Annotated in this window: 14 protein-coding genes and 1 tRNA gene; 8 read left to right on the top strand and 7 right to left on the bottom strand. The window is 65.3% G+C overall.

The genetic code is table 11. The features are described from left to right. The 7 genes from AC3LCN_RS05030 to AC3LCN_RS05060 all read left to right on the top strand — a co-directional run. Nucleotides 1-515, top strand: a 515-nt coding sequence (locus AC3LCN_RS05030) for a sodium/proton-translocating pyrophosphatase (RefSeq protein WP_488648984.1), incomplete at its 5' end; no start/stop codon positions are given. A gap of 111 nt (nt 516-626) precedes the next feature. Continuing rightward, entirely contained in the window at nt 627-1,484 is an 858-nt protein-coding gene (gene uppP, locus AC3LCN_RS05035; RefSeq protein ID WP_488648985.1) for an undecaprenyl-diphosphatase UppP, read from the top strand. Next, entirely contained in the window at nt 1,484-1,951 is a 468-nt protein-coding gene (argR, locus tag AC3LCN_RS05040; protein WP_488648986.1) for an arginine repressor, read from the top strand. The genes uppP and argR overlap by 1 nt, the downstream gene beginning before the upstream one ends. Nucleotides 1,952-1,980: 29 nt before the next feature. Continuing rightward, nucleotides 1,981-3,609 carry a lysine--tRNA ligase gene (lysS, locus tag AC3LCN_RS05045; RefSeq protein ID WP_488648987.1) on the top strand — a complete coding sequence of 543 codons (1,629 nt, stop codon included), beginning with the start codon at nt 1,981-1,983 and terminating at the stop codon, nt 3,607-3,609. Continuing rightward, on the top strand, nt 3,606-4,946 hold the full coding sequence (serS, locus tag AC3LCN_RS05050; protein ID WP_488648988.1) for a serine--tRNA ligase: 1,341 nt from the start codon (nt 3,606-3,608) through the stop codon (nt 4,944-4,946). Before lysS ends, serS begins: the two co-directional genes overlap by 4 nt. 3 nt (nt 4,947-4,949) lie before the next feature. Next, nucleotides 4,950-5,405, top strand: a complete 456-nt coding sequence (locus AC3LCN_RS05055; RefSeq protein ID WP_488648989.1) for a ClbS/DfsB family four-helix bundle protein — start codon at nt 4,950-4,952, stop codon at nt 5,403-5,405. Between the two features lie 32 nt (nt 5,406-5,437). After that, nucleotides 5,438-5,529: transfer RNA gene (locus AC3LCN_RS05060), tRNA-Ser, on the top strand. Between the two features lie 181 nt (nt 5,530-5,710). Here the strand turns inward: AC3LCN_RS05060 and AC3LCN_RS05065 are convergent. Genes AC3LCN_RS05065 through aroF form a run of 7 tightly spaced genes read right to left on the bottom strand, consistent with a single transcriptional unit; the run spans nt 5,711 to nt 12,673 of the window. After that, nucleotides 5,711-5,986: a chorismate mutase gene (locus AC3LCN_RS05065; RefSeq protein WP_488648990.1), complete on the bottom strand. Its 276-nt coding sequence runs from the start codon at nt 5,984-5,986 to the stop codon at nt 5,711-5,713. Continuing rightward, nucleotides 5,983-6,471, bottom strand: coding sequence for a type II 3-dehydroquinate dehydratase (locus AC3LCN_RS05070; RefSeq protein ID WP_488649000.1), 489 nt, complete (start codon nt 6,469-6,471; stop codon nt 5,983-5,985). The genes AC3LCN_RS05065 and AC3LCN_RS05070 overlap by 4 nt, the downstream gene beginning before the upstream one ends. A 45-nt stretch (nt 6,472-6,516) precedes the next feature. Next, nucleotides 6,517-8,184, bottom strand: coding sequence for a bifunctional shikimate kinase/3-dehydroquinate synthase (locus AC3LCN_RS05075; RefSeq protein ID WP_488648991.1), 1,668 nt, complete (start codon nt 8,182-8,184; stop codon nt 6,517-6,519). 6 nt (nt 8,185-8,190) lie between these two features. Then, nucleotides 8,191-9,447, bottom strand: coding sequence for a chorismate synthase (aroC, locus tag AC3LCN_RS05080; protein ID WP_488648992.1), 1,257 nt, complete (start codon nt 9,445-9,447; stop codon nt 8,191-8,193). A gap of 12 nt (nt 9,448-9,459) precedes the next feature. After that, nucleotides 9,460-10,317, bottom strand: coding sequence for a shikimate dehydrogenase (gene aroE, locus AC3LCN_RS05085; RefSeq protein ID WP_488648993.1), 858 nt, complete (start codon nt 10,315-10,317; stop codon nt 9,460-9,462). Beyond that, on the bottom strand, nt 10,314-11,630 hold the full coding sequence (gene aroA, locus AC3LCN_RS05090; RefSeq protein ID WP_488648994.1) for a 3-phosphoshikimate 1-carboxyvinyltransferase: 1,317 nt from the start codon (nt 11,628-11,630) through the stop codon (nt 10,314-10,316). The genes aroE and aroA overlap by 4 nt, the downstream gene beginning before the upstream one ends. After that, nucleotides 11,627-12,673 carry a 3-deoxy-7-phosphoheptulonate synthase gene (gene aroF, locus AC3LCN_RS05095; protein WP_488648995.1) on the bottom strand — a complete coding sequence of 349 codons (1,047 nt, stop codon included), beginning with the start codon at nt 12,671-12,673 and terminating at the stop codon, nt 11,627-11,629. The genes aroA and aroF overlap by 4 nt, the downstream gene beginning before the upstream one ends. 608 nt (nt 12,674-13,281) lie before the next feature. On the opposite strand from aroF, the gene AC3LCN_RS05100 reads away from it, so the two are divergent. Continuing rightward, the coding region (locus AC3LCN_RS05100; protein ID WP_488648996.1) for a hypothetical protein at nt 13,282-13,615 on the top strand (334 nt) is incomplete at its 3' end.

The raw sequence follows: 13,615 nt of genomic DNA on the forward strand, positions 1-13,615 counted from the left end.
TCAGCTCGCTCGCCATTCGCGCCGTTGGGCGAACGGCGCAGGCGATCATCGTGGAAGTGCGTCGCCAATTCCGTGAGATTCCTGGAATCATGACCTACAAGGCGCGCCCGGATTACGCGCGCGTTGTTGATATCACCACCATTGCCGCCCTGCGCGAGATGATCGCTCCGGGTGTGGTTGCGGTGGCAACTCCAGTTCTGGTAGGAGTGCTGCTCGGCGCCGAAGCGGTTGCAGGCATGCTGATCGTGGGAACGATCAGCGGCGTGCTGCTGGCCACGGTGCTGAACAACTCCGGTGGCGCCTGGGATAACGCCAAGAAGTTCATCGAGTCGGGCGGACTCAAGGACGAGAAGGGGAAGGTCCTCGGTAAGGGGAGCGATGCCCACGCAGCCGCCGTTGTTGGCGACACCGTTGGCGACCCGTTCAAGGACACCGCTGGCCCATCGCTGCACGTCCTCGTGAAGCTGCTGGCCACGGTCACCCTGGTGCTCGCTCCGCTCTTTATTCGCGGCTAATTCGCGCGCTCAGACAGTTCTATGAGGCGGTGCTTCCCATTTAGGGGGCGCCGCCTCATGCTATGCCCCCACGGCGCCAGCTCGGCGCGCAGTCGATAGCGGGAGGGCGAAATGGGTAGCGATCCGGTATCTGCAGCACTTATCGCCCTACTACTGGGGCTCGTGCAGGGTGCAACCGAGTTTTTGCCCATCTCTTCGTCAGCACACCTCTACGCGATCCCATATCTCTTCGGCATCAGCGATCCGCTGCTCGCATCGCGCGCTTTCGGCGCGGTGATTCACTTGGGCACGCTTGCCGCCGTACTCGTTGCACTTCGACGTGACGTGCTGCGACTCACCCGCGTTGTAGTGCGCACGCTGACCTCGCTCGGTCGCCATCGCGGCGAACCTGCCGACGAGCGTCTCATCCTTGCAATCGTGATTGGCACGATCCCGGCTGTACTGCTGGGCGTTGCAGCTGGTGATCTCCTAGACAGTGCGGTGCGCACACCACTCGTTGTTGCGGCTGCCGTAACGGTGGGTGCGTTGTTGCTCTGGTTTGCGGAGAGAATCGGTTCGCGTGAGCGGCCGCTGCAGAGCGTTGGCGTGATCGATGGCCTCATGGTCGGCCTGGCGCAGGCGCTGGCGCTGGTGCCTGGGGTCAGCCGCTCTGGTGCAACCATTAGTTGTGGTCTCTTTCTCGGCTTCCGTCGTGAAGCGGCGGCACGCTTCGGCTTCTTGCTCGGCATTCCGGCGATCGCTGGCGCTGGCACCGTTGAACTCAAGCACCTTCTTGAGTCAAGTGAAGATCTTGCGGCGAGTGCGCCACTTCTCGCCATCGGCGTGGTGAGTGCATTTATCTCGGGCTTGTTCGCCATCAAGTTGCTCTTCCGCATCTTGGAGGGCGGAAGCACGCGTATCTTCGTGGCGTACCGATTCGCCTTCGCCGCTGTGCTGGTTGCCTCCGTGGTGCTGCGCGGCGGTCTGTAGTGGATCTTGGCAAGAGCGTCCGGCACCGTTCCCTGCGCGATATCGTTTCGCGACAGGCGATCCGCACGCAGCGAGAACTTGCCACGGCGCTCAAGCGGCAGGGGATTCCCGCAACCCAGGCAACGCTCAGTCGCGACATCACGGAGTTGGGTCTGATCAAAGTGGATCGCGGCGGCTCGCCGGCCTACGCCTTCGCCCCAGGCCGCTCGGTTGAGATTGCTTCGGCAGAGCGGCTGCAGGCTCTGCTCGGTGCGATCCCACTCGAGGCATCGGTAGCGGGATCAATCTTGGTGCTCAAGACGCTCCCGGGGAGTGCACACGCGATTGCCGCCTCTCTTGACCGTCTCCGACTCCCCGAAATTGTGGGCACGGTGGCGGGGGACGACACCCTCTTCGTGGCCGTGCGTGATGCGGCGGCGATGCGCAACCTACGGAAGCGCTTGACGGAACTCGCTCAGCGAGGCTAACCGTCGCCGCGGGCGCTAGGATTCCCAGCATGTATTGGGCAGACGAACTCGCCGCACGTGTCTCCGGGCCCCAGGTCGTCAACGACTCGAAGACCCCATCGGGGACGGTACACGTTGGCTCCCTCCGCGGACCAGTCATGCACGACGCCATCGCTCGCGCCTTGCGCGACCGCGGCATCCCCGTGCAGTTCCGCTATGGCGTCGAAGACATGGACGCGATGGATGCGCAGGCACTCCTCACCCCCGATGCCGTCGAGCGCTACATGGGTGTGCCCCTCTCGCGTGTCCCGGCGCCAGAGGGGAGCAGCGCCGAAAACTACGCGCGACACTTTGTGGGCGCGCTCTTCTTCCCAACGTTTGCGCGCCTCGGCATTCGCCCCGAGTTCTACTGGCTCTCCGAGATCTACCCAACGGGGCAGCTCGATCCATTCATTCGCACCGCGCTTGATAAAGCGCAGGTGATTCGCGACCTCTACGTGCGCGTCAGCCTCGTGGAGCGACCAGCAGGTTGGCTGCCGATTCAGGCGATCTGCGAGGCATGCGGCCGCGTTGGCACCACCCTCTCCGACGACTGGGACGGCGAGACGATTCGCTACCGCTGCCTCCCTGATTACGTGAAGTGGGCGCAAGGGTGCGGCCATGAGGGGCGACTCGCGCCATTTGGCGGCAAGGCGAAAATGCCGTTCAACGTGGAGTGGGCGGCGAAATGGTCGCTGATGGGCGTCACCATCGAAGGGTGCGGCAAGGATCTCGGCACCAAGGGTGGATCACGCGATCGCAGCGAGGCGATCTCGCGCGAAGTGTTCGACCGCGAGCCGCCGATCAACGTGATGTACGAGTTCCTCAACGTGGGCGGCAAGAAGATGTCGACCTCGAAGGGGCTCGGCGCCGCCGTGCACTCCATCTCCGAGTCCATTCCGCCCGAAGTGCTGCGCTTCCTCTTCTTACGTCCGCGGCCAAACCACGCCATCGACTTTGATCCGGCCGGCAGCGACGCGATTCCGCGCCTGCACGATGAGTACGACCGTATCAGCGCCGCCACCGCGGGCAAGACGGTGCGTGGGGAGCTGCCACCCGATCACGACCGCCTGCAGTTTTTTAGCCAGATTGCGGATAGCACCGCCGAGGCAGCGAAAGCGGTTGCAGCGGCGTGGCGCCCCGCATTTGGTCAGCTCTCGCTGTTGCTGCAGCTTCCGGGTGTGAACGTGATTGAGCGCGCCGCCGCTGAGAAGGGGAGCCCACTCACCGCCGCCGAATCAGACGAGCTGAATGAGCGCATCGCCGCCGTGACCAACTGGTTGCGTGACTACGCCCCCGAAGAGGCGCGTATTGCGGTGCGCCCAGAGCTACCGACCGATGCCGTTGCGGCGCTCAGCGCCGAGGAGCGCGCCTGGCTCGGTGCCCTCGCCCCGCAGATTGAAGCCGCAATCGCCGCCGATGCCGCCGCCCTCGGAAGTGGTGATGCCTGGCAAGCGCTGATATTTAGCGCCGCCAAGGAGGCTGGCTTGCAGCCGGTTCGTGCCTTCGCCTCGCTCTACGCCGCCTTCCTCGGGCGAACGAACGGCCCGCGCGCGGGTTGGCTGCTCGCAGCGATCGATCGCACCCTTATCCTTACCAGGCTGCGCGATGCCGCAGCGGTACAGGGGGTAAGCGCATGAGTGTGGGCACACAGCGACTCCGCGACGACGCCGACCGACTCCGCGCGGGCGCGATCGCCAAGCGCGAGGACCCGAAGGTTGTTGACGCAGCCCTCGCTGCAGACGCCGCACGCCGCGCCCTCTCCGTTCGTGTGGACACCCTGCGCACCGAGCGCAAGCGCCTCTCCGCCGAAGTCGGCGCGCTGCTCGGCGGCAAGCCTGCAGTCGCCGCCACTGACCCAAAGGTGGTGTCGCTAAAGGCTGATTCCCAGAAGGTTGCCACCGAGATGGAGGGGCTCGAGAAGGAGCTCGCCGCCGCCGAGGCACAGCTCGAAGATCTGCTGCTCCGCATTCCGAACCCGCCCGACGAAGATATTCCCGTTGGCGGCGCCGAGGCGAACACCACGATTCGTACGTGGGCACCTGCAGGGCACCCAGCGATCGGCGCACATGGTGAAGATCCAGCCACTGCGGAAGCACCAGAGCACGATGTGGTCGCGGAGCGGCTCGGCATCTTTGATCTGGAGCGCGGTGCAAAGGTGGCGGGAGCCGCATTCCCGGCGTACCGTGCCGATGGCGCAGCGCTGATTCGTGCACTGATCAACCTCTTCCTCGACACCCATGTGCGCGAGAACGGCTTCACCGAGATCTGGCCACCGATCCTGATTAACGAGGCGTCGGCGCGCGGCACCGGGCAGATCCCTGATAAGGAAGACCAGATGTACGTGGTCGGTCGCGACGGTTTCTACCTGGCGCCAACCGCCGAGGTGCCAGTGACGAACATGCATCGCGACGAGATCCTCGACGGTGCGGATTTGCCGATTCGCTACGCCGCCTATACACCATGCTTCCGTCGTGAGGCGGGCGCTGCTGGTCGCGAGACACGCGGCATCCTGCGCCTGCACCAGTTCGACAAGGTAGAGATGGTGAGCTTTGAGCGCCCTGCAGAATCTGCCGCCGCGCTCGAGTGGCTCACCGCACGTGCCGAGTCACTGCTCAAGCAGCTCGAGCTGCCGTATCGCGTGCTACTGATGGCAACGGGCGACATGGGCTTCGTGCAGATGCGTAAATACGACCTAGAAGTGTGGGCACCTGGCTCGAAGCGCTGGCTCGAAGTGTCGAGCTGCTCAAACTTTGGCGACTACCAGGCACGCCGCATGGCGATTCGCTACCGCACCGCCGCTGGCGAGAAGCCAGAGCTCGTGCACACGCTGAATGGCTCGGGGCTCGCAGTGCCGCGTGTGCTGGCCGCGCTCCTCGAACATGGCGCTCAGCCGGACGGCAGCGTGAAGCTTCCCGCCGTGCTGCACCCGTACCTTGGCGGGCGCACGCATCTCGCCCCACCGAAGCAGAAGTAGTCAATGAGCGAACGCGTTCAAAACTTTTTCACCCGACTCGACGCCGCCCGCGCCGAGTTTGAGGCCGCCATTGCCGCAACCCCCGCGGCCGCATGGGCACAGGCTGCCGGCGGTGATCTCACCCGTACCGATCTGCTCGCGCACATTGAGTGGTGGGAGCGACGCGGCACCTATGAGATTCGAACCCTGATTGATGGCGGCACCCCCGAGATCACCCCGGAGAGCCTCGACGAACTGAATGCCAGAATCACCGCAGAAAGCCAGGGCCGCGAAGTGAGCGAGGTGCGTGCCTCCGAGGCTGCTGCGTGGGCAGAGCTCCGCGCAGAAGCGGCGGGACTCTCAGAGGTGCAGCTCTACGACGCGGCGGCTTTCCCGTCGCTGGAGGGGGAGCCGCTCAAGAAGGTCATCAAGATGGAGAGCAGCGCCCACTGGGCCGATCACCTCGCCCACTTCGGCTGAGCGGGGTTGCCGCATCCGATACACTCCCTCGTGGAGGGGTGCCGGAGTGGTTGAACGGAGCTGTCTTGAAAACAGCCCAGGCTGGCAACGGTCTGCGGGGGTTCGAATCCCTCCCCCTCCGCCACACCCCAATCGCTGACTCTGCGCCACACTGCGCCTCATGAGTAGCGGCCTCTGTTCCATCTGCATCCATGCGCGGCTCGTCGTGAGCGGCCGTGGGTCGAACTTCATGCGCTGCGGGCTCTCAGATACTGATGGCCGCTTCCCACGTTACCCGCGCCTGCCGGTGATGCGCTGCGCGGGATTTAGCGCTGAGACTCCGCCCGACGCGTCGCCGCCATCAGCAACGTCCACAACTCCACCAGATCATCAGGAGTAAGGGCACCCGCACCGCGCGCGGCAACGCGTGCAAGGAGTGCCGCTTCGCGCTCTGGGTCCTGCACCGCGCGTCCGAGTGCCGCCTTCGCCGCGCCAGCCTCAAGGGCGAGCTCGGTGCGTGCGGCGAGCAGCGTCAGCAGCTGATCGTCGATGGTGTCGATGGCGGCGCGAATCTCTTGCAGGCGCGCGGCGGGGTCGCTCACTGGTGACCATCCGCCGCACGAGCGGCGTTCCATAGTTCTGCGATGAGGGCAACGGCGCGCAGATAACCGGTAGCACCGTAGCCACGCACCGTGACAGCGCAGAGGTCTTCGACGAAGTTCACGCTGCGGAATGGCTCGCGCGTTGCCGGGTCACTGAGGTGCACCTCGGCGAAGGGTCGCTCCACGGCGAGGAGCGCATCACGCAGGCTGACGCTGGTGTGGGTGAGCCCACTCGGGTTGATGATCAGCCACGAGAAGTCGCGCACATGAAGCCGGTTGATCAGCTCACCTTCGTGATTCGACTGCACCGCATCAACAAGGTGCAGACCAGCAGCTGCTGCCGCCGTTGCAACCGAGGCCTCGATCTCGGCGAGGGTGGTGGTGCCGTAGGTCTCTGGTTCGCGCTCACCGAGCAGGTTGAGGTTGGGGCCGCTCAACATCAGGAGCCCATCACCAGCGGCGTGGGCGCGGGTTCGTGCGCTCATCGCTGCGAGTTCAATGCGCTTCGAAATCTCCGCCATGGGTCCCCCCTACTTACTGCCAGCCAACATGGCCGCCGCTGCGCGCTCTACGAGGCTAGCAGGAACATCGTTGCGAATAACGTAGCCTTCGTCGCTCGCGAGCACCCAGCGAATCTTCGCCTCGGCCACCTTCTTGTCGCGACCGGCCGCAGCCAGCAGTGCAGCGACTGGTTCAGAGCGTGGGGCAACGCCGAGGCCGAGGGCAGCTAGTAGTGCGACGCCACGAGCGGCAAGCGCCGCAGGAGTCACGCCAAGCTCCACGCCAATCTGTAGTGCGGCGCGGAGGCCGTAGCCGACCGCCTCGCCGTGCAACAGGTTCTGATAGCCGGCCGCCTGCTCAAGGGCGTGCCCGAGGGTGTGACCAAGGTTGAGGCTCATGCGTTCGCCCGATTCACGTTCGTCGGCGGCAACAACGCGGCACTTCCACCAACCGGCGCGCTCCACGATCTCGGCAAGGGTGCCGTCGTCGTGCAGGGTTGGATCACCAGCTACAAGTCGCGGAGCCGCCTCCTCGAGCACGGTGAAGAGGCGCACATCGCCGAGCAGGGCAATCTTCACCACCTCAGCAGAAGCTGCGACCAGTTCGCGCGCAGGGAGGGTGCGCAGCGCGGCAAGGTCGGCGATGACCGCCTGCGGCTGATGAAAGGCACCAACGAGATTCTTCCCTTCGGGCAGATCGACACCGGTCTTGCCTCCGAGTGAGGCGTCAACCTGCGCGGCGAGCGTGGTTGGCACGGCAATCCAGTCGACGCCACGAAGATAGAGGGCGGCGAGCAACCCTGCGGCATCGGTGAGTGCACCACCACCAACGGCAACGATGAGATCGCGACGCTCCACGCCGGCGTTGGCGAGTCGCTGCGCCGCGGCACCAATCTCGTGCAGCTCCTTCGCCGCTTCGCCACTCGGCAGCTCAAGCGGAATCACCGTAATGCCAGCGGTCACAAGTGCATCGCGCAGGCCATTGGCGAAGGCGCGTGCGGCGTTTGGTTCGGTGGCAAGCACCATTCGTGAGAGGCCGCGCTCAGCGAGCAGCGCACGCAGCGCGTCGACGGCGATACCGTCGCCCACCAGCCAGCGGCCGGAGAGCGTCTCGGCATTCAGCAGCGGCCGAGTTGATCGCACAGAGGTGCGCAGCAGTTCGATCGCCTCGTCAGCAAGCGAACCTGGGCTGCGCGTACTGCGCAGATGCACCCCTGGTCGGTAGAAGCGCTCGCGGTCGCCGCGGAGACGTTCAAGCGTTGCCATTGGATCACCATGGTTCATCAGTGGTCGCACGACGCGTGCGGTGCGCAGTCGTCGAGCGATCGAGGTGTCGGGAGCGTCGAGCCAGAAGAGGATTGCGCGCTCACGCAGCGCCCATCGACTCCGTGGGTCAGCGGCTGCGCCGCCACCTAACGCCACGACGCGGCCAATGCCGAGCTCTGCGCCAATCGATCCGGCTGGTGGCTCTGGTGCGACGAGTGAGGCGATCAGTTGTCGTTCGCGTAGTCGGAAGCCCGCCTCGCCTTCACGTTCGAAGATCGACGCCACGCTGTCGTTCTTCACGCCCGTCTCCGCGATCACCGCACGGTCGGTATCAAGGAAGGGGACGCCGAGCTTCGCTGCGAGGCGCTTGCCGAGTGAGCTCTTCCCCACGCCAGGGAGGCCAACGAGTGCAAGATCGCGCGGCGCCTGCATCACAACTTAGTCGTCGCCGCCGGAGCCGGCGCTCGTACCGCCCGCCGATGGGGCGGTGCGTGGCGCTGCGGATCGGGCACGGAGTGCTGCGAGGTTCGCCTGAATCTCGGCAAGTGAGTCGCCCCCCGTCTTCTCGAGCAGGAACGGCACGATCGCGAGTGCCACCATGGCCTCACCAATCACGCCAGCCGCAGGAACGACGCTGATGTCGGAGCGCTCGTAGTGCGCCTTCTCGACTTTGTCGCCAGTGATGAGGTCGGCAGATGGGAGCGGTCGCGCCAAGGTGCTGATCGGCTTCACCGCGCCGCGCACCACGATCGGTTCGCCATTAGAAACGCCACCCGTCAGGCCGCCAGCGCGATTGGTGCGATGCACCCAGCTGCCGTCGGCCGAACGACCCTCGATCACGTCATGAACCTCGGAGCCGAAGATGCGTGTCTGCTCGAAGCCGAGGCCGAACTCCACACCCTTCACGCTCTGAATGCTGGCGATCGCCCCAGCGAGCGCAGTGTCGAGTCGGCGGTCCCAGTGCACGTAGCTGCCGAGCCCCATCGGGAGCCCCTTCACCACAACCTCAAAAATCCCCCCGACGGTATTTCCAGCCGTGCGTGCCTCGTCGATGCGCGCAATCATGCGCTCCTCTGCGGCGGGGTCTGGGCAGCGGAGCGGGCTCACGTCGGCCTCGTCGCGCGTGCGCGTGCAGTTGGCCGGATCCACCGCCACACCGCCAACCTCGGCGGTGAACGACCAGATCTCAATGCCGAGTGCGTTGAGCAGCGCCTTGGCGACGCCACCCGCGGCAACGCGTGCCGCCGTCTCGCGCGCTGAGGCACGCTCCAGAACATTGCGCACATCATCAAAGCCGTATTTCAGTGCACCAGCAAGGTCGGCGTGCCCGGGGCGAACTCGCGTCACCGGAATCGCACGCTTTGTGCCCTCTGCTGCCGAAGCGGCGATGGCCGCCGCCTCCTCGGCGCTCAGTGGGGCGACCTGCATCACGCTGGTCCAGTTCTCCCAGTCGCGGTTCTCAATCAGTAGCAGGATAGGGGAGCCGAGCGTTGCGCCGTGGCGGACGCCGCTGCGAATCCGCGCGCGGTCCTGCTCAATGGTTTGGCGAGCGCCGCGGCCATAGCCGCCCTGGCGTCGTCGCATATCAATCTCGAGGGCGGCTTCGGTCAGCGGAACACCCGCGGGCATACCCTCAACAATCACGCCGAGCTCTGGTCCGTGCGACTCGCCTGCGGTCAAGAATCGAAAGGCCATGATCTTCCCCCCTTACTTCGCGTTCTGCTTCGCTGCAGTGTCAAACGCTTCGCGCATCACCGCAATAGGGGCCGGTCGCCCCGTCCACAGTTCAAAGGCCGCCGCACCCTGCAGCAGCAACATCTCACGTCCATCAATTGCCTCCGCGCCCGCGGCGCGTGCCGTGCGCACGAGCGCCGTCTCGCCAGGCGCGTACACCACGTCGATCACGAACTGACCGGCGCGGAAGGCCGCCGCCGGAAGTGGCAGGGCCCCGTCACTCAAGCCGAGCGTGGTGGCGTGCACCACGAGTCCCGCAATCTGCGCCTCTTCAATAAGGAGCCCCTCGTGCCACGGTGCGGCGCGCACGGTGAGGTGTGGCGAAGCCTTGCGCACTTCGGCAACGAGGCGCTCGGCGCGGGCGAGATGGCGATTGGCAATGGAGATCTGCGCAACACCTGCCGTGACGAGTGCCGAGATCGCCGCCTTTGCTGCGCCACCAGCACCGAGAACCAGCGCATGGCGCGGGGTGCGTCGACCGTCGAGCAGGCCGTCGAGCGCGCCGCGGAAGCCCGCCGCGTCGGTATTGCGACCAACAAGTCGGCTCCCCGCGCGAGTGATGGTGTTGACGGCGCCAATCTGTACGGCGTCGTCGGTGAGTGAGTCGAGGAGCGGCGCAATCTTCTCCTTGTGCGGCACCGTCACGTTCGCCCCCATCACGAGTGGGTCGGCGCGCAACTCGGCTACGACGCGCGCCAAATCAGCTGGTGCTACATCCATCGCCTCATAGCGAACCGGCAGGCCGATCGAATCAAACGCCGCCTGCTGAAAAGCGGGCGAGAGGCTGTGCTCCACCGGGTGCCCTAAGAGGAGAATGCGTCGCCCGCTCATGCTGCGGCCCCGATGCGCGCCATGTCGTCATAGAAGGTGGGGTAGCTAACGGCCGCAGCGGAAGGGTCATCTACTGAAACCGCGGCGCCACTCACCAGGCCGGCAATGGCAAAGGTCATCGCCAGGCGGTGGTCGCCGAGTGACTCAGTAAAGCCAGCGGCTGGTCGGCCGCCGCCCACGAAGTGCAGATCGTCGCCCGTCACCGAAATCGTCAGACCAAGCGCTGCAAGTCCGGCCGCAACGCCGGCAATCCGGTCGCTCTCCTTGGCGCGCAGCTCGCCAGCGCCGCGAATGCTCGTTGCGCCGGTGGCCATGGCGGCTGCCAACGAGAGGATCGGCACCTCATCAATGGCCAGCGCAACGTCGGTTGGCGTCATGTCGATGCCGTGGAGGGCCGCACTGCGGACGCGCAGGTCTCCAACCGGCTCGCCAGAGCCGTCATCGGCGGCAGGAAACTCGTCGATACGGGCGCCCATGCGCTGCAACAGGTCGATGGCGTGACGTCGGGTGGGGTTCAATGAGACGCCGCGAATGAGTAAATCGGCGTCGGGGTGCAGGCTCCCCGCCACCAGCCAGAAGGTGGCCGACGACGGATCGCCCGGAATGGTGACCAGTGGGAGGGCAGAGAGCTCGCCAGGGGCAATCACGACGCTTACCCAACTCCCATCCAAAGTGGTCCGCAGCGAAGCGCCGCGTGCCACGAGCATGCGCTCGGAGTGATCACGCGTTGCCACCGCCTCGCGATAGGTGCTTTCGCCTCTTGCCGCCAACGCGGCAAGCAGCACGCACCCCTTTACCTGTGCGCTTGGTGTGGCTGGTGCCCACGTGGCGCCGCGCAGTGCACCACCCCTAATAGTGAGTGGCGCGCGCGTGCCCGCCTCGCCCGACCCGCTCACAACCGCGCCCATCGCGGCGAGTGGCTCAAGAACGCGCGCCATTGGTCGACTCTGCAGCGAAGTGTCACCCGTCAACGTATGTACGCCAGGTACGCCGGCGACGAGGCCCGCACCGAGTCGCATCGAGGTTCCCGAATTGTCGCAATCGAGCGGCGCAGTGGCCGCACGCAGAGATCCACGTCCGCCAGAGCGCACGCGCCAACGTGCGGTGCCCGGTGCGTCACCAGGCTGAGCCGCTTCGCGCATAACCGAGGCGCCGAGCGCGGCGATGATGCCCGCCGTGGAGCGCACGTCATGGCCGTCGCCCGCGCCAACCACGAGCGTCTCGCCATCGGCGAGTGCGGCGTAGAGGAGCGCGCGATGGCTCATCGACTTGTCGCCCGGAAGGCGCAGCTCGCCGCGCAGACGATCGCTCATCGCCCCAAGGCCTCGCCCGGATTTGCGTGCAGCGGCGAGACGACGGAGTGAATGGTGCGCAGTTCGCCGGCAAGGCGCGAGAACATCGGCAGGGTGAGGGACTGCTCGCCGTCGGACCAGGCCTCTTCGGGCTTCGGGTGCACCTCGACCATGATCCCGTCGGCTCCAGCGGCAACGCCGGCGTACGACATCGGCGCCACCATCCAACGCTTCCCCGTGGCGTGGCTCGGGTCGACAATGACTGGAAGATGCGTGAGTCGTCGCAAGATCGGCACCGCGTTCAGGTCGAGCGTGTTGCGCGCCGCCGTCTCGAAGGTGCGAATGCCGCGCTCGCAGAGGATCACCTGGCGGTTCCCGGCGGCCAGGATGTACTCGGCGGCAAGCAACCACTCTTCGATCGTGCCCGAGAGGCCGCGCTTCAGCATCACCGGCATGCGCGTGCGCCCAACGGCGTTAAGCAGCGAGAAGTTCTGCATGTTGCGTGTGCCGATCTGCAGCACGTCGGCGAACTCGGCAACCATGTCGACCTGCGCCGGCTCCATCACTTCGGTAATGATTGGGAGCCCGGTGCGCTCGCGCGCCTCGGCGAGGAGTCGCAGTCCCTCGAGGCCGAGCCCCTGGAAGGCGTACGGCGAGGAGCGTGGCTTGAAGGCACCACCGCGCAACAGCGTTGCCCCCGCAGCGGCGACGCCCGCCGCGACTTCGAAGAGCTGTTCGCGTGATTCGATCGAGCATGGCCCCGCCATCAGCGTCAGTGAGCCCCCACCAATGACCGCATCACGCACCTTGACGATCGTTGGCTCCTCGCGGAACTCCTGCGAGCTCAAGCGATAGGCGCGGGATGGACGCGCCACAGCGTCAACGCCGGGCAGTGCGGCGATCTGCTCACCTAACTTTTCGTCGAAGCCCTTCGGACCGAGCAGGGCGAGGGTCAACCCGCGCGCAGATGGCTCGTCGTACACGGCGAGACCGGCCTCGGTGGCACGGTTACGGATCGCCGCGATCTGTTCAGCAGTTGCCGACTGGTTGATTCGTACAAACATTGGTCACTCCACTCTCTTGGCGGACTCCCTGGCGCCACTTCTGGGGGAAAAGAAAAGAGCAGAGGTCTCCCCCTGCTCACATCCCGGCCGGACCGCCGGTCAAACGCTTACGCGTCTGGGCTGGTCATGCCGGGTATCGAAAGTAGAAGCGGTTCGCCATGCCCGAACTCTACGGCGGCGCGCGTCGTGGGTCAAGACAGCGGCATTTGCACACAAAAATCGGAGCCCCTTGCATCGTCGCAGGGCGGCAAATGCGCCACGAAGCGGGGCGACAGCGCAAAAACACGCACAACTTCACCCCATACGCACAGGTTTCGCGTGCGGCGGCGGTAATAGGGGCCTCTGCGTTCATCTGAGCGGGCCAGAGTGCTGATTCCGCACAAAACACCCCCTACCAAAAGGGGATTTGCCCCGCGCTAGGCGCCAGCCCATGCCGCGACCGGCTATCAGCAGCTCGTAAACCGAGGGGTCAAGGGGGGCCGCACGCATGAAATCGAAAATTTACGCTTGCAGTTATCCACATTGTGTTTTAGTTTTCCACAAGCCCCAACAATGGGGTGAAGTTATGACAGTCCGAAGTACGGGCTAGTCAGAGTGGAGGTACACACATGGCTGTAAAGAAGCGAAAGGCCGCTGCGAAGCGAAAGCCTGCTGCCAAGAAGGTCGCTAAGAAGCGAGTAGCGAAGAAGGCCGTAGCCAAGAAGGCTCCAGCCAAGAAGAAGGCCAAGCGCAAGACGGTGAAGAAGGCCGTTGCGAAGAAGGCCCCTGCCAAGAAGAAGGCCAAGCGCAAGACGGCGAAGAAGGCCGTTGCGAAGAAGGCCCCAGCCAAGCGCAAGAAGCGCAAGACGGTCAAGAAGGCCGTAGCGAAGAAGGCCCCTGCGAAGCGCAAGGCCAAGCGCAAGACGGCGAAGAAGGCCGTTGCGAAGAAGGCCCCTGCGAAGC

This window comes from Candidatus Limnocylindrus sp. (assembly GCF_040397215.1).
Lineage (GTDB): Bacteria > Chloroflexota > Limnocylindria > Limnocylindrales > Limnocylindraceae > Limnocylindrus.

Bases quoted from the DNA above. Each gene is read 5' to 3' on its own strand.
- serS (WP_488648988.1), top strand. From the start codon at position 3,606: ATGAGTGTGGGCACACAGCGACTCCGCGACGACGCCGACCGACTCCGC.
- AC3LCN_RS05075 (WP_488648991.1), bottom strand. From the start codon at position 8,184: ATGCAGGCGCCGCGCGATCTTGCACTCGTTGGCCTCCCTGGCGTGGGG.
- AC3LCN_RS05055 (WP_488648989.1), top strand. From the start codon at position 4,950: ATGAGCGAACGCGTTCAAAACTTTTTCACCCGACTCGACGCCGCCCGC.
- aroC (WP_488648992.1), bottom strand. From the start codon at position 9,447: ATGGCCTTTCGATTCTTGACCGCAGGCGAGTCGCACGGACCAGAGCTC.
- lysS (WP_488648987.1), top strand. From the start codon at position 1,981: ATGTATTGGGCAGACGAACTCGCCGCACGTGTCTCCGGGCCCCAGGTC.
- aroA (WP_488648994.1), bottom strand. From the start codon at position 11,630: ATGAGCGATCGTCTGCGCGGCGAGCTGCGCCTTCCGGGCGACAAGTCG.
- aroF (WP_488648995.1), bottom strand. From the start codon at position 12,673: ATGTTTGTACGAATCAACCAGTCGGCAACTGCTGAACAGATCGCGGCG.
- AC3LCN_RS05070 (WP_488649000.1), bottom strand. From the start codon at position 6,471: ATGAGCGCACGAACCCGCGCCCACGCCGCTGGTGATGGGCTCCTGATG.
- uppP (WP_488648985.1), top strand. From the start codon at position 627: ATGGGTAGCGATCCGGTATCTGCAGCACTTATCGCCCTACTACTGGGG.
- aroE (WP_488648993.1), bottom strand. From the start codon at position 10,317: ATGAGCGGGCGACGCATTCTCCTCTTAGGGCACCCGGTGGAGCACAGC.